Annotated in this window: 17 protein-coding genes; 1 reads left to right on the forward strand and 16 read right to left on the reverse strand. The window is 31.6% G+C overall.

Annotated features, from left to right (window positions below; translation table 11 throughout):
• The first annotated feature begins 21 nt into the window (after positions 1-21).
• Positions 22-2,070, forward strand: a complete 2,049-nt coding sequence (locus tag VBZ51_RS13615) for an HAD family hydrolase (protein WP_416577276.1) — start codon at positions 22-24, stop codon at positions 2,068-2,070.
• 61 nt (positions 2,071-2,131) lie between these two features.
• Here VBZ51_RS13615 and VBZ51_RS13620 read toward each other — a convergent pair whose 3' ends face one another.
• The 16 genes from VBZ51_RS13620 to VBZ51_RS13695 all read right to left on the reverse strand — a co-directional run bounded on the left by VBZ51_RS13620 (position 2,132) and on the right by VBZ51_RS13695 (position 20,579).
• The gene (locus VBZ51_RS13620; RefSeq protein WP_416577277.1) at positions 2,132-2,782 is read right to left on the reverse strand and encodes an HAD family hydrolase; all 651 of its coding nucleotides are present in this window, start codon (positions 2,780-2,782) and stop codon (positions 2,132-2,134) included.
• Complete coding sequence (locus tag VBZ51_RS13625; RefSeq protein ID WP_416577278.1) at positions 2,766-3,737, reverse strand: ATP-grasp domain-containing protein; 972 nt, start codon at positions 3,735-3,737, stop codon at positions 2,766-2,768. Before VBZ51_RS13625 ends, VBZ51_RS13620 begins: the two co-directional genes overlap by 17 nt.
• A 100-nt stretch (positions 3,738-3,837) precedes the next feature.
• Positions 3,838-4,461 (reverse strand): sugar transferase, encoded by a 624-nt coding sequence (locus VBZ51_RS13630; RefSeq protein ID WP_416577279.1) that lies wholly within the window; start codon positions 4,459-4,461, stop codon positions 3,838-3,840.
• Positions 4,462-4,480: 19 nt separating this feature from the next.
• Entirely contained in the window at positions 4,481-5,674 is a 1,194-nt protein-coding gene (locus VBZ51_RS13635; protein WP_416577280.1) for a glycosyltransferase family 4 protein, read from the reverse strand.
• A complete protein-coding gene (locus VBZ51_RS13640; RefSeq protein WP_416577281.1) occupies positions 5,634-6,221 on the reverse strand; it encodes an acyltransferase in 588 nt (195 codons plus the stop codon). The genes VBZ51_RS13635 and VBZ51_RS13640 overlap by 41 nt, the downstream gene beginning before the upstream one ends.
• On the reverse strand, positions 6,208-7,329 hold the full coding sequence (locus tag VBZ51_RS13645) for a glycosyltransferase family 4 protein (RefSeq protein WP_416577282.1): 1,122 nt from the start codon (positions 7,327-7,329) through the stop codon (positions 6,208-6,210). Before VBZ51_RS13645 ends, VBZ51_RS13640 begins: the two co-directional genes overlap by 14 nt.
• 35 nt (positions 7,330-7,364) lie before the next feature.
• Positions 7,365-8,462 carry a glycosyltransferase gene (locus VBZ51_RS13650; protein ID WP_416577283.1) on the reverse strand — a complete coding sequence of 366 codons (1,098 nt, stop codon included), beginning with the start codon at positions 8,460-8,462 and terminating at the stop codon, positions 7,365-7,367.
• Positions 8,459-9,901, reverse strand: a complete 1,443-nt coding sequence (locus VBZ51_RS13655; RefSeq protein WP_416577284.1) for a lipopolysaccharide biosynthesis protein — start codon at positions 9,899-9,901, stop codon at positions 8,459-8,461. Before VBZ51_RS13655 ends, VBZ51_RS13650 begins: the two co-directional genes overlap by 4 nt.
• A gap of 44 nt (positions 9,902-9,945) precedes the next feature.
• Positions 9,946-11,118 (reverse strand): O-antigen ligase family protein, encoded by a 1,173-nt coding sequence (locus VBZ51_RS13660; RefSeq protein WP_416577285.1) that lies wholly within the window; start codon positions 11,116-11,118, stop codon positions 9,946-9,948.
• A gap of 166 nt (positions 11,119-11,284) precedes the next feature.
• Positions 11,285-12,778 (reverse strand): Ig-like domain-containing protein, encoded by a 1,494-nt coding sequence (locus VBZ51_RS13665; RefSeq protein WP_416577286.1) that lies wholly within the window; start codon positions 12,776-12,778, stop codon positions 11,285-11,287.
• Positions 12,779-13,084: 306 nt separating this feature from the next.
• Complete coding sequence (locus tag VBZ51_RS13670; protein WP_416577287.1) at positions 13,085-14,146, reverse strand: peptidoglycan bridge formation glycyltransferase FemA/FemB family protein; 1,062 nt, start codon at positions 14,144-14,146, stop codon at positions 13,085-13,087.
• A gap of 104 nt (positions 14,147-14,250) precedes the next feature.
• Complete coding sequence (locus VBZ51_RS13675; RefSeq protein ID WP_416577288.1) at positions 14,251-15,432, reverse strand: acyl-CoA dehydrogenase family protein; 1,182 nt, start codon at positions 15,430-15,432, stop codon at positions 14,251-14,253.
• Positions 15,433-15,709: 277 nt separating this feature from the next.
• Positions 15,710-16,990 (reverse strand): nucleotide sugar dehydrogenase, encoded by a 1,281-nt coding sequence (locus VBZ51_RS13680; protein ID WP_099191668.1) that lies wholly within the window; start codon positions 16,988-16,990, stop codon positions 15,710-15,712.
• Between the two features lie 95 nt (positions 16,991-17,085).
• Positions 17,086-18,078 carry an SDR family oxidoreductase gene (locus tag VBZ51_RS13685; RefSeq protein WP_416577289.1) on the reverse strand — a complete coding sequence of 331 codons (993 nt, stop codon included), beginning with the start codon at positions 18,076-18,078 and terminating at the stop codon, positions 17,086-17,088.
• 81 nt (positions 18,079-18,159) lie between these two features.
• Complete coding sequence (locus VBZ51_RS13690; protein ID WP_416577290.1) at positions 18,160-19,185, reverse strand: NAD-dependent epimerase; 1,026 nt, start codon at positions 19,183-19,185, stop codon at positions 18,160-18,162.
• Positions 19,182-20,579 carry a nucleotide sugar dehydrogenase gene (locus VBZ51_RS13695; protein WP_099191674.1) on the reverse strand — a complete coding sequence of 466 codons (1,398 nt, stop codon included), beginning with the start codon at positions 20,577-20,579 and terminating at the stop codon, positions 19,182-19,184. Before VBZ51_RS13695 ends, VBZ51_RS13690 begins: the two co-directional genes overlap by 4 nt.
• Positions 20,580-20,737: the final 158 nt, after the last annotated feature.

Below are 20,737 nucleotides of genomic sequence, written 5' to 3' on the forward strand. Positions count from 1 at the left end.
TAGCCATTAAAACAATTCAAATTGAATAATACAATACAAAAGATAAAGAACGATTCTAGTATAAATGTCGTTTTTACAGATTTGTTTGATACTTTAATACATAGAACAGTTCATCCAAATTATGTATATAGAATTTGGGCTAAATTTCTCATTAGAGATTTGGGATTAACATTAGATGTTGGGGTTTTATTTAAGATTAGAGCAAATGTTGTATCTAAGCTAGCTGCCGATATGAAATTAAGTAAGGTTGAGGTGCCTTATGAGCTAGTAATGAGGGAAGTGTACTATAGATTGATAAATTCTAATATTCTGGATAACGTAGAATGGTTAGAATTTTATAATATTACTATGGAAGCAGATTATAGAAGTGAAACTTCTGTACAGTTTATAAACGCTTCATTGGTAGATGGCCTAAAATTTTTGAAGTCTGAAAATTATAGTATTTATATAGTTTCAGATTATCACTTGCCTAAAAGTATTATTTTAAGATTGTTAGATTTTCATGGTATCACTGATATTTTCAATGAAGTTTTTATTTCATGTGATTATAAAAAGAGTAAAGAAAGTGCAGGTAATTTGTACCCTTTAGTTTTAGAAGCAACAGGTTCTGTTGCAGCGGAAACAGCCATGATGGGAGATAATAAAACCAGTGATGTTATTAATTCCGTTAAACACGGTATTTCAGGAAACTTCTTAAAGCATTATTCACATAAATTTAGAAATAAAAAGAATTTATTCGGTAATGTAGAAAAGGAGTTCATTAAGGCTTGTAAAAAGGTAGAAAAGAATTGTAAGAAAAGTGATTATCCATTTAGTGAATATATCATTCATTTTTATTTTTTTACCGAAAGATTGTATACTGAAGCAAAAAAGAAAGGTATAAAGGATTTATTCTTTTTGGCACGTGAAGGTCATTATTTAAAGCATTTATTTGATGCTTATCAGAAATTTAATGGAATAAGTTCAGAGAATCAAATAAACACACATTATTTCAAAGCTTCAAGGCATTCTGCTAAACAAGTTTCTCTAAAACCTATTGAGGAAGAAAAATTTGCTCCTATAAAAAAGAACTATGATGTCATGACAACTGCCCAGTTTCTGGAATCTTTTAATATTGAAGAAAAAGATATATTAACAATTGCTTCGGCGGTTGGTGTAGATAAAGATGAAGAGATTGAAAATTTCAGTGCATCGGACGTTGTTATTAAGTTACGAGCTAATGACGCTTTTAAAGAAGCCTATGAGTTACATAGGGTAGGGCAACGCGATGCTTTTAATAATTATTTAAATTCATTTAACGTTGACTTTAAGTCAGATGGTATGACTTTAGTTGATGTGGGTTGGGGAGGTACCATGCAAGAATGCATTTATCAATACTTAAATTGCGAAGTACCGGTTACCGGATATTACATAGGTTTGCGCGAAATTTATACTATAGAAAGTAAAACAAAAAGATACGGCCTAAATTTTACGGTGTATCCTAAAAAAGGTTATTCTGACCATATTCTTCAAGCAAATGGCCAATTGTATGAGCAATTATTGGCAGCCCCACACGGAAGTACCTTAGGTTATAAGAATAATCCCGAATTTCCTACTATAGAATACCATGAGCCTAATGAAAAAAAGGTATTTGATGAATTTATATCGCCTATTCAAAAGTTTATGGATACGCAATTCGATGATTTGATGAAATCATTAAATGGACTTACTTATTCTGATACTATGGTTCAAAATTACATAACAGGACTTGCGTTGAGGTTGGGATTGTTTACTAATAGGAAGAAATTGAAATTTATACAATTAATCTCTAAAGGGTTTTATCAAAATGTTGGGGGAAATAAAGTAGGTATGGTTTATGATCCAAGTCAATTGTCTCAATCCAAAATACAGCTTTTAAAGGAATTTATTTGGAGTCCAGAAAAGACATTTAGATACTTGGTAAAGGTTAAACCATTATTATATGATAAAAAAATGGCTTGGATGGGGTGGACAGTGAGTAGTTCGTACTATTATATTAAGTTTAATAAATACCTGAAAAGTAGAATGTTTACTAAAGATCTAATTAGTTAGATATCACAAAAAATAAACCGTGTTGTTATTCTACAATGCGGTTTTTTATTCCTATTACTTATTATACGACACTTATTTCATTAAATGATCGTATTAAGCTTTCTGGTGAGTTTAATGCGTTGTAACAACTATTAGGGTGTATGTTTAATCCATTATCAATAAGGCCAATAGTATGCCAACCTAAATACGCAGGTGTTATAAAGTCTTTTTTAAAATTATCTCCAAAATAATAATATTTCGAAACCTTTAAATCTTTCTCTATTAATTTGAAGTTTCTTTTACTTGGTTTTTCGGTACCAACACTTTCGGAAATAATACAGCAATCAATAAGATTCCATATACCTAACGCCTTTAATTTATTGGATTGTGTAACGGTTCTGCCGTCAGTAACAATACCAATTTTTCCCTGTCTTTTCTTAATTCCTTGAAGGAGTTCCAAAACGCCAGGAAAAGTTTTAATTGTAGGAAAATGATTCCTATACTGAAATATCAGATGGTCTATTGAAACATCGTATTTTTCAGCTAAATATAAAAAGGGATTATCACCATTTCTATAAATTGAAAATACATGATTATAGAGAATTTCCGTATCTTTTTCAGTAAGCTCTGAACAAATATACCAATAGGCAGATTTTAAATATTCTATTTCATTATATAAGGTATCATCTAAATCAAATACCAAAGCTGTAGATCTATCAATCTTTATATCCATGCACTAAAACTTCACCGTCATATCGAAGCATAAGTAAATCTTCTTTCCAATCATCGAAATAACCTGTTAATTCCTCTCCTAGTAAGTATTCTTGTAAAATCCATTTTACATAGTTTGCACCAGCACTATGCGTTAAAGGGTAGCCACCTCCAAATCTTGGGTTCACTTCTATACCATAAATGTCTTTGGTTTCTTTGTGCATAAAAAACTGAACCGTTAAGCAGCCTCTAATGCCATCTAGGTGTCCAAGCTGTTTTTTAATAAAGGGTACTAATTCATTCTTTTTGGTAATTCCCTTATTTACTTCACCGGCTCTTACATAAAGTCGCTGTCTTGGTACTGCACATCTTAAATTGCCATTTTTGGTATAATAAAGATCACATGTGAATTCATCATAAAGGTCGTGGTCCAAGTATTCCAAGAACATTAATTTTTTGTTTTCATAATGATATTCGGTCAATTCATCCTTATTCTTAATAACAAAGTTGTCAATACTGCTACTACCATCGTAAGGTTTTATATAAAGTGGTAATTGAAAAGTGTTTTTGCAGTATTCTTCCGCTACATTAACCCCTTTAGATTCAAAAAAATCATGGATCATTCGTTTATCCCTACATTTTGCAACAAAATCTTCATTGGGTACCACTACCGTTATTCCATTCTTTTTTAATAATTCTTTATGCTGTGACAATGGTAATAAAGAGGGGTCTATAGTAGGTATTATTAATCTAATGCCTAAGTTGGTACACTTTTCTATTAATAACGAAATATATTCTTTATCACTTGCTTTTGGCATAGTAAAACTTCCATCGGCAACTCTACATGCAGCGGATAATTTAGGGTTCATGTCTGACCCATAAACTTTTGCATCGGGGAAAATAGACTTCAATTCATTTTTAAAAAATTTCGCTAAGGAAACTCTCCTACCTATTGAAGTAATTAATATATTATTCATTTAAAGAATTATGTTGGCTGATATATTAGTGTAACTTACTGAAAAGTTTTTAGGATTGCTTTAAGTTAACTTTAACAGTTGATCAAAAATAAGCTTTATTTTAGGAAGTAAGCGTATAATCTTTTCTTTCAATGTCCAAATCGGCCATATAGGAACTCTGGTCTAATTCGACATCAGAAGTTTGGAATACTTTAATTAAGGTTTTGTAAAAAATCTGAGCATCTTGTTTAAAGCTTAGATTTTGAACATAATAAATGTCTTTCCTAAATTTTTCATCCCAACTCATATAATTTCGCCCGCTAACTTGAGCCAAACCGGTAATGCCTGGGCGAACAGAAAATCGTATTCTTTCTTCGGGTTTATAATAGGGTAAGTATTTAACAAGTAATGGCCTAGGCCCTATAAGGCTCATATCCCCAATTAAAACATTGAACAATTGTGGCAACTCATCTATAGATGTTTTCCTTATGAAGATACCAAGTGGAGTCAATCTTTCGGTATCACTTAAAAGTTCTCCATTTTCATCCTTTTTATTATTCATAGTTTTTAATTTAAAAACCTTGAATATTTTTTCATTTTTACCTGGTCTACTTTGTGTAAAAAATGGGGTGTCTTTAAAGTCTAAAGCTAAAATTAAAGCTACTACTAGTAAAATTGGTGATAATATCAATAGACCAAATAAGGAAAGAACAATATCAAATGATCGTTTTAAGTATTTATACATGATAAGGGGACTATTTAAGTTAAATTTTGACTTTGTTTACAACTTCTGCAAATTGTTTGCATAGTAACGTTTTGTCATAAACGGTTTCTGCAAGTTTTCTTGAATTTTTGCCCATTACTTTTAGGTTTTCTTGATTTTGCGAAAGTAAAGTCAATTTATCTGCAAAGTCTTGAGGAGATTCCGGATCTACAAATATGCCACATTTATTATTTTCCACTAAATCTTTTGTCCAACCGGCAGAATTTACAATGATTGGTTTCTCTGCAGATAAAGAATCAAACAATTTGTTTGGCGAGTTAGTGGCTAGAATTGGTAAATTCTTGAAAGTTACTAATGAAACATCGCAAAAGTTAACAACTTCAGACGTTTTTTCCATATTAAAAAAGCCTAAGTATCTTACATTGTTATAGCCTTCTTTTGTGTTGTAAGCTTCTATTAATGCAGTACCTGGTCCACTGCCTATAAATAAAAACTCAATGGTTTTGTTTTCTTTTAATAACGCAGCACTTTCTAAAATATATTCAATAGCATTGGCTTTGCCTAAAGCACCAAAATAAATTACTTTAAAGGTATCTTGTGAAATGTTCAAGTCTTTCATTAATGCATAATCTGGCTCTCTTGACCAGAAGGCATCTATTTTTGCCATGTTAGGTATCATGCTAACTTTTTGTTTAGGTGTGTTTTCTTGCAAAACGCCATCTTCCATACCGGGTGAAAGTGCAATGACATGACTGGCATTTTTGTAGATGGTACGTTCAAACCATTTAGCAAATTTAATGGCTGTTTTATTGTTTAGCCCGCCCATTTGAATGGGTACCTCTGGCCAAAGATCTCTAACTTCAAATAGATAAGGGACTTTTTTAATTTTTTTTAAAACCAAAGCAGGAAAACCAATGGTTAATGGGGTAGAGGTGGCTATTACAAAATCAATATTTTTTTCTTTCATTGCTAAATATGTAGAAAACACCATAAAATGCAAAAAAGATTTTAAACGTGATGCTATACTCATGGTTTGTGAATAGGGCACTCTAACATATATGACGTCTATGCCATCTACCGTTTTACGCTCAAACCTTTTTTTATTATTTTTTCCTAAAGAAATAACAGTTACTTTATGACCATGTTTTAGCAACTCTAGGCTGTTCCAATAAGAACGTGTGCCGCCAGGTTGATTAGGGGTGGTGAAGTATTGATGTAGGTATAGAATGTTCATGTTCAAGTTGGTTTAATATTTCTAATGCCTCCTTTGGATTTAAATCCCAATATTTAGATTTTTTTAAATCATTAAAAACATTATCGTCTAATCTTTTTTTATAAAATTTAGCAGGACTGCCAAAATAAATAGAATTTTCTGGAATATCGGTATTTACAAAAGACATAGCACCTATTACTGCTCCGTCACCAATGGTAACACCTTGCTTTATAATACAACCAGCTGCGATCCAAACATCATTACCTATGGTTGTTACGTTATCATAAACACAATGTTTACTTAACCTTGGTGAAGTGCTAGCCCACCAATATGAATGCTGCATACCTCCAATTTGAACTCCTGGTGCAATCGAGGAATAATTACCAATTCTAGTGTTAATAATAACAGTGTTGCATGCTATATAATTTTCTTTCCCAATTTTTGAGTCTGAAATAAGTGAGTTATGACTTATTTTAGTGCTAAAATGAATTTTATTTTTTTTTATAAAGTCTGTAGGTATTCTTAAAATAACCTTGATTGTAAAATATATTTTTTTAAAAAGTAACATATTGATTATATAGTTGAACGTATTTGTCGGCTATGTTATTCCATCGGAATAAGGAAAAATCAATTCTATCTAATTGATAGTTTTCATAGTTTTCTATAAGCTTTATTAGATTTAATTTAATTTCTGAGATATCATCAATAGAGCACTTTTCACCTACTTCAAATTCAAAAACATTATCTACTCCATCATTTTCCATATACAATATAGGTAGTCCTTGGGACAAACTTTCAATATATACCAAACCAAAAGTTTCACCTACTGAAGGCATAGCAAAAATATGATTTTCTTCATACAGATCTTTTAATTTACTTTTATCATTTACTTGCCCTATCAGTTTAATGATAGCACTATTAGAGTTCGCAAGCTTTTTTATTGAATTTTCATCTTTGCCTCCAGAACCGACAATATTTAGTTGTAATGGATAATTGGAATTGTTTAATTCAATAATAGCATTTGCTAACTTAATCAGGTTTTTTCGTGGAATTAATCGACCTACATATAGGACCTTGAAGGGTTGCTCTTTTTTTTGGTTTGTTATATTGTCTAACCAAAAGTCATTAATTCCATTGTAAATTACCTTAGATTTATTTTTGAGACTTACTTTGTTACCTAATACTAACGGATGTTTGAAAAATTTGTTTTGTAAAGAGTCACTTATAAAAATTATTTGCTTTGCTTGTTTTAAAATAGCTTTTGCTAAAAAAATTAGATCAGGACGGTATTTTAGAAAAACTTCAATGTCTGTAGACCTTATTGCTACAATATATGGGATATTATGCTTTTTTTTCAACATATAACATAATCCGCCATCACTAAATAGTGTTGTAGCATGTGAAATTTTAATTTGATCAATTTTAATTTGGGATACCAAATCCTTGTACAAAAATTTTATTTTTTTTCTATAAAAAAATTTATGTTTTAGTTTTAATTTTTTTGAATAGAATATTTGACTTTCTCCTGTTTTAAATTCTATATTATTATTTCCAACCGGTGTAGTATTTCTAATAGGATTAAATACTATTTGTGGAATATTTAATTCATCTATAGATCTATAAAGATTGCTATGAACTTTTGTTAAAGAAAAATCATTACAAATGTGTAGCACCATTTTGAATTATTTTAATTGTTAATGACAAAAACTTATTAAATTATTTTTTTAAGAGTGTTTTCCCATTTAGTAATTATAAATTCTAATTTAAATTGACTAATATGATTTCGGTCAAAATCTGTGTACATTTTGCGTTTATTTTGATTTTCTATTAATAAATTTATCTTATTTGCCATTTCTTGAATATTGAATGGTTGTATCAAATATCCATTTTTTTTGTCAATTATTATTTCATTAGGACCTGTAGGTATATCAAAACTAACTAACGGTAATTTTGAGGCTAAACCCTCAATTAAGCTCATAGGAAAACCTTCATATTTTGAAGTCATAACCATCATGGCGTAATCATTATATAAATTATATAAATCACTACTTTGCCCCATAAGATTGACTTTACCGCTTAAATTTTTTGATTCTATTATGTTATTCAACATTTCTTCATCTTCTCCTGAACCATAAATATCCCATATAAAGTCAGGATGTTTTTTGAAAACTAATTCAGCAACATCAAGTGCAGCTTCAAAGTTTTTTTGAGCGGTTAATCTGCCAACACTAATGATTTTTTTTGAGTTTTCATTGTAAGTTTTTACATTTTCCAATAATCTTTTGTCAATAGGGTTATAAATTTGAGTAACAAATTTCGCCTTAGTTTCGTTACTGTAATTCTTTTCATCAGTTTTTGTCAGACTAATTAAGCAGTCACAAAAAAGGGCGCTAAAATGTTCGTTGAAAATTCTAAATTGTTTATTGGAAGTACCTTTAAAACTAGAATGAGACCAGTAAACTAACTTGGTTTTATTAAAACGTGTGCCAAGAACGCTTAAGGGTCCTGTAATTGCGCCACAAGAAATAAGAATATCTATGTTATATTTAGAGATTATTTTTCGTAATTTATTAGTAGCGGACCATATACCCTTTTTCATGGGTGTTCTTTTTTCTAATAAATAATGATATGGTAATTCGCTGTTCCAATCATAAGAGTTAGACTGCTTTTTAGCATAACTGATAATATGAATTTCAAAATTTGGATTTAAACTTAATTCATTTGAAATAATGGAGGTAACTCTTCCTATTCCTCCTCGTTCTGTTATGATACTTAGCAGAAATGCAACTTTTATTTTACCATTCATCATTTCTTATTTTTTAAAATTGACAACAGTTTATTTTTAATTGTCAAGTATTCCATTGGTTTAATTATTTCATTGATAGAAATAAAAACGATGACTCCAGTAATAAGTTGTATAAATAGCATTAAATATATATCTGATAAAAAATATGTAATACTTAACATACTAACAAATGTGACAATAGCAATTGTAAAAAATGGTAAAAAATCCTTTAATTGATTCTTTAGATTATAATTAATTATTTTTCTGGTGTAAAAACTATTAATAAAATATTCAATTATTGAGAAGGTAATAAGCCCATATATCATATAAACTATTCCATAATTAACGGTTACTAATATTATTGGAATAAGTATTATTTTTTTTATTACTTCTAGTCTGAGATTTAGATTAGAGTAACCTTTTATAAGTAACAAATTTAAATGTAGAATTTGTAATGGATACAACATGCCTGGTATACATAAAAGTTGGAGATAAAAAATAGATGTTTCCCATTTCTCACCTATAGTAATTAAAATTAATGGTTTTGAAATGGCTGCAATAATAAGCATGATCGTAAAGTTCAAGAACATACTAAAACGAATGAACTGAATAAATTTTAGTTTTAGATTTTTTCTGTCATTTTGAAAATTAGATAATATTGGAAAACTGATTCTTCTTATAGCGAAGGTTATGTTGGTAGAAAATGGAGTTTGAAATTGGTCAGCTCTTGTGTAAAAACCCAAAGATGTAGGGGAGAAGTATTTGCCAATTATAAAATAATATACATTTTTATAAGCAGTATTTACCAAATTTGTTATTAAAAGTTTATAACCGAAATTAAATAATTCCGTAAAACTTTGTCTAGAAAATTGAAGTTTTGGAGCCCAGGTAGAGCTTATCCATAACATTATACTATTCATTAGCGGTCTCAAAACTGAAAACGCTATTAAACTCCAAACACCATAATCCTTATACGCCATAAAAACGGCAATAGCACCTGCTAATAAGGAGGATATTACAGCAAAAACACCAAGCTTTTTAAAATCTAATTGTTTAGTTAAAATGGTTCTTTGTATAATAACTAGCCCATTTATGACAAGAATTGATGCCGATACTTTTATTAAGTCGTTTAGAATTGGCGTATTAAAAAAATACGCTATCTGTTTTGCAGAAAGGAAAAGTAATAGATATAAAAAAACAGCCGTAACTAAATTTGTGTAAAATACCGTGTTGTAATCTTTATCATTGGCTTCAACTTTACGTATTAAAGCGCTACCAAATCCAGCTTCTACAACTGAATTAGTCACTGTGATAATAGCGGTTATAATACCTACAACACCAAAATCCTCAGGAGTTAAAAGTCTGGCTAATATTATACCTACAATAAATATGGCTCCTTGGCTAAATATACCTTCAAAAACGGTCCAGCTGAAACCGCTAATTGCCTTTTGTTTTAATGACACATTATTTAAGTTAAAATGTTTTGATAATAATTTATGTTAGCTATCTATTGTGAAACGGTGTCATTCTTTTGAAGCGTAATAATTAGGAAAAAGTACATCATGGAAAAAGGGAATTTATAGAACACATAAAAATTATTATAAATTAGAAATGTAATAAAAAACAATAGATAGAATTTGTACAGTGGGTTATTTTTATCTTTCCTGTAATTTTTGATACTTTGTATTGTCGGTATTAGAAATAAAGCGAATAACAATACGCCTCCAATTATTCCATGTTCGGCTAAGACTTCAGTGTACGAATTGTGGGTAAACAATCTATATTTACTATAAAAAGGGAATTGGCCTAAACCTACTCCAAAAATCGGATTAAGTTTAAAAACTTCTATACCTTCTTCAATTAAAACTTCTCTTGAGTCTTTCTTATGTTCGGTTTTCGCTACTCTGTTTTGTATTCTAGATCCTTCATAAATTTTTAAAAATTGAAAAATCAATAGAACTAAAGCAGAGAGTATTAGAAATTTTCTAAATATTGTTCTGAATTTAGTTGGGTTGACGGGCTTGTTTACAAATAGCCAAAAACTTACATTGATAAGAGTTATTAGCAGTAATCCTGCTCTTGACTGCGTTGTAAAAGCAATAATCAAGAATAAAATGGGTAGTAAAATTAAAAATATAAGTATAAGATTCTTCCTATATTTTAAATAAAGATAAAACAATGAGAAGTTGGCAAAAATGCAGAAATAGGAATATGCATTCGCATTTAACATAAACCTATCTCTAAATGCTATGGCCGATGCAAAATTGGTAGTGATATTACCATTTATGACCATTATTAAAAACAGTAAAATAATAGATATAATGTAACCAATATGAATATAATTGCTATAATCTATTCTTTTTGTAAGGCCAATGGCAATATATGCAGATATTACTGCACCAAAAAAGGAACTTAAAGTAGAAGTAAATTCTTCAAAGCCTTTGTAGTAAAATATAGTAGTAAAGCTTATTAAAAATAAAGTAAGGAATATGAAAAATTCCTTTTTTTTTAGGTGTAGATCTTTTGAATCGTATAAGAAGGATATTCCAGCTAATATAGGCAGCAATCCCATAGTTACTATATATTGTAGCTGAAAATATGGACCTAAAGCTATTAAAAAAATAATAACAAAAATTATAAAAAGACCAAGTATTAATTTTGGCTGATTAGTTTTGTTCATGCTAATTAATTAAACTATACAAAGTGCATTACCATTTCAACTAAATAATAAAATATGCCAAAAATAACTACTAAATAGAAAATACTACTATTAATTCGATGTGATTGTTAATTTGTTCGGTATTAAAATAAAAATTATAAGCCCTGAAAGGGCTTATAATTTTAAATTATTGTTCTGGGTAAACTGGATGTCCATCCTCTAAGATTTTAGCATTTAATGCCGCTATACCTAAGGGCTGAATTCCATAATAAGTTAAATTCTTACCAGTATAATCTTTTATAATTCTTTCCTGTATTTCTGAATCATAACTACCTAAAACAAGCCATTCATGAATTCTACCATGTAAATCAAATTCACCTGTACCATCCACATTGGACATAAAATTGGAGCCAAATTCTTCTTTCCAAATAACATCTTTTAACGTTGATTTTAAAGCGTCTATATCTTCTTGGTTCCAATACATGTCATTTTCATAGGCGTTTACAATAAAACTAACTATTGCGCCTGCATGATCCGTATCTTGAATTGAATTAATATCCCAACGTTGACTCCAGGTTACTGCTGATGAAACCTTACTGTTAGGTTTTAACTGATTTCTAAGATTAGATGGGCGGTAGATCATATCGCCGTATGAAATATTTTCAAAAACAGTTTTGTATTTTTCCTTGCCAGTGATAATATATAACTCCATACCAATTCTAGCCCAATGAGTAGACATATGGGTGTTAATTCTATAAAAATTATTTAACCCTTGAACTTCATATCTTTCCCAAATGTTTTTCTCTGAGAATGCTAAAAGTTCTTCATATTGTTTTTGATAGTCTTCTGTGGCTCTCAAATTTGGCGATTGATGCATTATTCTAAGTAACGTAGCTACGTAGCGCCAATAGTAACTATCCCAGAGTGGGTAACCATCATTTTCATTGTTTGGCCATCCTAGGTATCCGTTACCTACATTAGTAGCATCGCTTACCGTTAGATTAATTAGTTTTAAAGCTTCATCCAGATAACTGTTTTCCCCTGTCGCTTGCCAAATTTTAATTAAACCATCAACATAATAGGCTAAAAAATAATATTCTTGACCTACATTTGCACTTTTGGCTCTAAGTAAGGCATCTGCATGATCAATTTGATTATCATTATCCAACCATTCTTGATCGAACTTACTTTGCCAATATTTTACAGCTTCACTGATTTCGTTTGGTGTTCTATTGGACTCATCATTAAGTATAGATTCATCATTACTGACCGTAACAGTAGCCTCTTCCTCTGTAACTGTGCCATCTTCTTCAACCTCTTCTGCTGTGTATGTAAATGTGTCTTCAAACTCTTCTGTTTCTATTACTTCTTCTTTAGGGGTATACGTTAGGGTATTATCACTATTAATTACAATAGTCCCGTTCTGGGCTGTGGAAGTATTGGTAATGGATACATTAGTTAATTCTTCAAAATTGTCATTGTTCAATACATCTAGAACAATATCAGTATTATTATTAATGTAGAAAACATCATTTACAACATAGGTTTGTAAATTAGTAGCGTTATCATTTTTAGTAATAACATACTCAGATAATAAATCGGCATCTTTACTACAAGAGTGGAAAATTAAAACAAGACATAGTAGGGCTGTCATGCGTGTAGGGATGTGTAGGTTTCGCATAATGGGTTAAAAGTGTTTAATTACTTAAGATTTAGGGATTTAAAAATATTTCTTTTTTTTAGAATAACGATGAAATAAACCTTTTATTCGTTGAAATACATCAATTGTTCTTCAATTATACGGACGAAGTTTGTCTTTTGGATTAAAAAAATATTCAAAATCGATAAAAAGCAGTTTTTTTTAACATTTTATTCCCGTTTGTAAATTTATCGTAAACTTGTGGTGGATCTATTTTAACACTAAAATCTGTATAAACAAAAAGGCGTCCCTAAAAATAGAAACGCCTTTATGCTAAAAATAATAAGATTATACTGCAATGTCCATATTTTGGATTACTGCTCTATATTTTGGAAAAAATGAAATGTCATTTTTGTCAATTCCAGGATACTTATTCAAATGGTCTATAGTTAGTTTTTCGTATACCTCTTCATTGACTACAAATTTCCATAATTTAAAGTTTTTGAAATCTTTGGAAAATCCGCTTTTAAATCTGAAAAGAGAATCTTCATTGCTGCCACCTCTTCCTCCACCAAGGTTTAAATAAGTGTATCCTTCTTCAACTGATTTTAGCCGCATTTCATCTATAATAAGTTTTATGGGGTTTAAATCAAAAAAGTCAGCATCTAAGCCAGATAGGTGATATTGTACAATATTGTCTTTTTTAATAAAAATTGCACCACCTATAGTTTTCTGGGTCTCATTGTCCTTACAAATCATTAGTTGAGGTGTATAGTCCTTACTTGCCATAATACGCTCAAAATATTCTTCATTAAAAAAGTAACTATCGGTGGCATCTACACGCCTCATGTTTTCATGATACAATTCTATGAACTTTTTTAAATCTTCTTTGTGATTGCCTTCAATAACGGTACAAACTTTTCTAGCCTTGTTTAAGTACGTTTTTAGCCTTCTGTTAAAATTAGCTCTCTGAACATCAATAGGTAATGTAAGGTCTAAATAAACTACCATCCCTTGCTCTGTAATTTCTCCTAAACCTTCTAGTAAATCTTCTTGAGCGTCCATAAAAGGATGTAACCTAGAAAATACTGATACTATGTTTTTCTCGACAAAAAATGCTTTAAGGCTCTTTTGAAATTCTGATGCATTGATATTTGAACTATTATCATTAGTTAATATGCCAGCATAGCCATAAACGGAAATGGCGTCTTTATATTCGGTACCTGAAATATTTCTTAAGAGTAGGGGTAACAAGATACTTTGGTTGCCTTGAGTGTATTTCAACAGAATTGGCTGTTCACCTTCGCTTTTAGATAAATGATGATAATCATATGTAAAGTAAAAATCAGTATTGCCGATTTTGGCCAATTGTTCAACCCATTTTTCTTTGTGTTCAATTGTCTCTATCATAAGATGTGTGTTTTTGATTAATTTGAGTCTAGGTTTTTTAATTGAATATAGATAAACCTTAAAATCACAATGTTTTATTTAGAAAATCGGTCTTTAGTATGGTATTAAATCCTAAACATTGCCGCTGTAGGTTTTAAGCCCACATAAGCCATACCGGCTTGGTTCATCCAATGAGGTTGGATTATGCCATGTTGTAAAACAGCATAAATGTCCCTATGGATTCTTTCTATCCTAAATTTGGAATACAATGAGGATGTACCTGCTACGGCATAAATTTCAGAAACCATAGTTCTTGCTGCGGTTGCCGCTTCATAAGATTCCGCCCAAACATCTGCTAATTGTACATCGGTAAAGGAATTTTCTTTTACCGATTCCTCCCATATTATATTGACTGCATGATGTAGCTGTGTTCTATGAGCAGCTAAAATTGTTTTTGCCTTAGCTAATGCCATTTGTACCGTAAGTCTGTCACGTAAGTCTGGATTTTTGCCAGGAGTAACCCTTTCTAAACACATTTTGGTAAGTTCATCTATGGCACCCTTTAACAGGCCTAAGGCCATGGCTGCACAACCAGAGGAATTGATTGCCCCAATAGGAAGTCTATTGTAAGCACTATCATTTTCAACATGACTTTCAAAATCAACGGCGTAGCTGTCTTTTACGAAAGTATCTTCAATTTCAATATCATGACTTCCGGTACCTCTTAACCCACCAACGTTCCAAGTGTCTATTACCTTTACTTTGTCCTTAGGAACATACATTAATTTTAATTTTGCACCAGGTCCTAATTTGGTAGGAAGATCCCCGCCAGTTACCAAGCAGCGTAAAACAAACCAATCTGCAAGCTCGCATCCGGAAACTAAGCTCCACCTGCCAGATACCATATAACCACCTTCAATTATTTTTGCAACACCTTCTGGTCTAGTAGAATTGGCATAAACATCATTTGGGTTATTGTAAATTTCGTTTAGGTTTTCATTGTTTAAAAATCTGCCAAAGGTACAAGCTAAATGATTGTTCCATACAATCCATGCAACCGATGTTTCCGCACTGGCTAAGGTTTCGTAAACTTTTAAAGTTTCAACAGGGTTGCCTTCCCATCCTCCCAAATGTTTTGGAAGTGCCATTTTGAATAACTGGTGGTTTTTAAGTTCTTCTATAATCGATGGCGCTAATTTTCTCTCAGATTCTGTAACTTCTCTATTGGAAATTGCTGTAGAGCAAATTTCTTTAGCTAATTCAGATGGGGTTGAAATCAATGTTTCAGATGTTTTTACATTGTTCATGGATATGGGTTTTGTGTGATATAATATTTTAACGAGTTACAATTTTAACTTTAGAAAGTTACTTTCTTAGGAATTGTTTAAAACTTTACGTAAAACTATGTAGTAATTTTAATACGAAAATAAAAATTAGTTCAACAGCAATAAAAGCAGATGATTAGAAGTGAGGGAAAAGTTTGAAAGGAGAAATATATGGTGGTGCGCTTTTTTATTAAAAAAACAATGCTATGTTAAATACGATAGCATTGCTTGATTTTTAGCAGAGTTGGTAAAAAACAGTTTACAATCTACCGTCTACCTTACCGGTTAATATTCCTTTGACGTCATATATAATCCCGTTATCAGTCAATAAGTTGGTGAAATCAATATTTAGAAATTGTTGGTGGGCCACGGTCAATACTATAGCATCAAATTTTTCTGAAGGAATATCATTGACTATGTTCATTTTGTACTCATGTTCAACTTCAGCTTTTGAGGCCCAAGGATCATAAATAGTAACAGCGGTGCCATAAGATTTTAGATTGTTTATAACGTCTACCGCTTTTGTGTTTCTTACATCTGGACAATTTTCTTTAAAGGTTATTCCTAGTGCCAATATTTTACTTCCTTTAATTTTTATGTCTTTTTGTACCATTAATTTTACGACTTCTGAAGATACATATTTACCCATAGTATCATTCATACGTCTACCGGCCAAGATAATTTCTGGATGGTAACCAAATTCTTGTGCTTTTTGGGCTAAGTAATAAGGGTCAACACCAATACAGTGACCACCTACCAAACCTGGTTTAAAAGGTAAAAAGTTCCATTTTGTACCTGCGGCTTCTAAGACATCGTGGGTGTCAATTCCCATAAGATTGAAAATTTTAGCCAATTCGTTGACGAAGGCGATATTAATATCACGTTGTGAATTCTCTATGACCTTGGCAGCTTCAGCTACCTTTATTGTTGGGGCTAAGTGTGTTCCTGCAGTAATTACGGAGGCATACAGTTCATCTACTTTTTTACCAATTTCCGGTGTGGAACCAGAGGTGACTTTTAATATTTTTTCTACGGTATGTTCTTTGTCGCCAGGATTGATCCGTTCCGGGGAATAACCGGCAAAAAAATCTTTGTTATAAACCAGACCACTTTCTTTTTCCAAGACAGGGATACATTCGTCTTCTGTAACCCCAGGATATACTGTAGATTCATAAATAACGGTATCTCCTTTTTTTAATACTTTACTAACAGTTTCAGAAGCTTTATACAGTGGGGTCAAAATTGGTCTATTGGTGCTGTCTACTGGTGTAGGTACGGTAACAATATAATAATTACAGTCTGCAATATCTTCTAATTGATTACTGCAAAATAGACCGGTCTCCATTTTTGGTCCATCTTTGAGTACAGCTTGTAAAATGTCATCTTCTACTTCTAAGGTACTATCATGACCTTTTCTAAGTTCAGCTATACGGTCTTTATTAATATCAAAACCGATAACAGGATATTTTGTTGCAAATAATCTAGCAAGTGGCAAGCCTACATACCCTAAACCAATAATGGCAATTTTTATATCTTTCATATTCTTATTACTTCGGTTTTTATCAGTAACCTAAATTTATTAGTAAGGTTGCGAAAAGCAACCATAGTATTTATATTTTTAACTCCTAGCGTATTTTATTTCAAATTTTTCCAATACCACTTCACCGCTTCTTTTAATCCGGTTTTAATGTCATACTGAGGGTCATAATGTAATAACGCTTTGGCTTTGTCAACTGAGGCTAAAGAATGTGGTACATCTCCTGCTCTTGTTGGTCCATACACATTTTTTACTTCTTTTATTTTAGGGTCAAATTCACCTAAGTACTCTTTTAACAGTTCGGTAAGTTCATTTAAGTTTGTACGTTCACCATAAGCTGTATTATATACGGTATTCATTGCATTTTGGTTGTCGCAGACAATTGCGCGAATATTCATTTGTATGACATTGTCTATATAGGTGAAGTCTCTGGAAAATGAACCATCGCCATTAATAACGGGAGATTCATGTTTCATCAATTGCATTACAAATTTTGGAATTACTGCTGCATAGGCACCGTTAGGGTCTTGTTTTCTTCCGAAGACATTAAAATAGCGTAAACCAATGGTTTCCATACCATAAGTTTTGCTAAAGACATCGGCATATAATTCATTTACATATTTTGTTATGGCATAGGGGGAGAGTGGTTTGCCTATAATATCCTCTACTTTGGGCATATTGGTAGAATCTCCATAAGTTGAAGAACTAGCGGCATAAATAAAACGCTTTACTTTAGCATCTCTAGCAGCCACTAGCATATTTAAAAATCCTGAAACGTTAACGTCATTACTGGTTATAGGGTCATTAATAGACCTTGGAACGGATCCTAAAGCTGCTTGGTGTAAAATATAGTCTACTCCGTCACAAGCCTTTTGACAATCGCTCAAGTTTCTGATGTCACCTTCAATTAAAGTGAAATTTTGATGATTTACTATTGAAGCCAAGTTTTTGCGCTTTCCAGTTGCAAAATTATCTAAACAAGTTACTTGGTTTCCGTTTTGAATTAACTCGTTGCACAAGTTGGAACCAATAAAGCCGGCACCACCTGTTACTAAGATGTGAAAATTTGATTTAAGGTTATATAAACTCATGTAAGGTTTTTGTGTTTTTCAGTTCTTTTTTAGAGAAATACTTTGTTACATCAATGACAAGCAAGTTATACCAATATTGTGCTAAGAGATGTAAAAATTCTTATACCACTCTACAAATTGCTGAACACCTTTTTTAATAGGTGTATTGGGGCGATATTCATAATCTTTAATCAAATCGTCTACATTGGCCCAGGTTTTTTCAACATCACCCAGTTGCATGGGGTACATGTCTTTTTTTGCTACACCACCTAAACTTTCTTCAATAGCAGTGATAAAATCCATTAATTTTACAGATTTGCTATTGCCAATATTGTAAATTTTAAATTCACCTTTAATTCCTGATTTTTCTACAACCGGCTTTTGTATTATGCGAACAACACCTTCTGTAATATCGTCTATATAAGTAAAATCGCGTTCTAATTTTCCGTTATTAAAAACTTTAATGGGTTTGTTGTTAACAATAGCATCGGTAAATAGGAACATAGCCATATCTGGTCTTCCCCAAGGGCCATAAACGGTAAAAAATCGTAATCCAGTCGTTTTAAATCCGTACAAATGACTGTATGCATGAGCCATTAATTCATTACTTTTTTTTGTGGCAGCATATAAACTTACGGGGTGGTCCACAGTATCAGTTGTTTCGAATGGAATTTTTTCATTTAAACCATAAACACTTGAACTACTGGCGTATACTAGATGTTTAATTTTAAAATTACGACAACATTCTAAAATGTTTAGAAATCCAACCAAATTACTATCTACATAAGCTTCTGGATTTTCTAAACTGTAACGAACCCCTGCTTGGGCGGCTAAATTACATACCACATCAAAATTTTGAGCATTGAAGAGTCGAGGTAAATTGTCTCTATCTTCAAGTGTCAGTCGTATAAAAGAAAATGATTTAGTAGTATTACTTGGGCTTAAAGCATTAAAAATTTCGGCTTTTTCTTTGGTTATACCAAGTTCGTTTAATCTAGCATATTTAAGGTTGACATCATAATAGTCATTAATATTATCTAAGCCAACCACCGTATGCCCTTTCTCTACTAGCGATTTTGCAACAAAAAAGCCGATAAAGCCAGCGGCACCGGTTACTAAAATTTTCATGATTGGCCTATTTTATAATAATTAAAGCCAATGGATTCCATATTATTAGTATCCAATAAACGTCTGCCATCAAAAACAAATGCCGGCTTTAACATTTGTTCGTAGATGGTTTTCCAATCATAACTTTTAAATTCATCCCATTCGGTTAAAATTGCAATGGCATGGGCATCTTGAGTAGCTTCCATTGGATTTTTAGTGACTTTCAATAAACGTCTGTTTTCCTCTGGAGATCTAGTACCTAAATAGTCTAAATCAGCATAGATACGTTCTTCCGATACTTTTGGGTCATAGACGATAATTTCGGCATGTTCTTCCAATAAAGCATCGGCCACTGCGATGGCAGCGGATTCACGTGTGTCATTGGTGTCTTTTTTAAATGCCCACCCATATATGACGATTTTTTTACCCGAAATGGTATTGTATAGCGTAGAAATAATATTTTCCGCAAAACGACTTTTTTGATAATCATTGGCAATGATAACCTGTTCCCAATAATCAGCAACTTCTGTTAAGCCATATGATCTTGCGATATAGACCAAATTTAAAATGTCTTTTTGAAAACAAGACCCACCAAAACCTACAGATGCATTAAGGAATTTAGAACCTATACGACTATCAAAGCCTATAGCTCTTGATATTTCCTGAATATTGGCATCTGTTTTTTCGCAAAGTGCAGATATTGTGTTAATAGAAGAAACTCGTTGAGCTAAAAATGCATTGGCAACAAGCTTTGATAATTCTGATGACCAAACGTTTGTTTGTAAAATGCGTTCTTTTGGAAGCCAATGTTCATAAACAGCACTAAGTGCATCTTTGGCAGCTTGTCCAGATGCAGTGTCGTTCCCTCCAATAAGTACTCGGTCAGCATCCAAAAGGTCTTCTATGGCAGTACCTTCAGCTAGGAACTCAGGGTTTGATAGTATTTCAAATTTGACGGAATTTCCAGTATTGTCTAAAATATTTTGAATAGCTTGTGCAGTTCTAACTGGTAATGTTGATTTTTCCACAACGATTTTATCATCTTTTGCAACCTTGGCAATATTGCGAGCGCAAAGCTCAATAAATTTAAGGTCAGCAGCCTGCCCTTTCCCTTTACCATATGTTTTTGTAGGAGTGTTTACAGAGATGAAAATCATTTCTGCTTCATCAATTGCCTTGTCTACTTCTGTAGAAAAGAAAAGGTTTTTACCTCTTGTTTCTTTTACAATCTCTTTTAACCCAGGCTCGTAAATTGGAAGTTGGTCTAAGTCATCTGTATTCCATTGATCAATACGAGCTTTGTTAATATCAACAACGGTTACTTTTATTTCTGGACATTGTTTAGCAATAACTGACATTGTAGGTCCACCTACATATCCAGCTCCAATACAACATATTTTCGTAATCTTTTTCATTTAAATTTTATAAGGATTAAAAAAGCAAAGATTAAAAAATAACGTGCTAAAAAGAAATATATTTTAGATGAACTCGTTATTTACAGGGTTCAAAAACCTATAGCTACGATTAAAGGATGAACAACTTTACTTTGACCGATAATTTACACATATTAAAC

Origin of the sequence: Maribacter sp. HS (assembly GCF_048059195.1) — a bacterium.
GTDB lineage: Bacteria > Bacteroidota > Bacteroidia > Flavobacteriales > Flavobacteriaceae > Maribacter > Maribacter dokdonensis.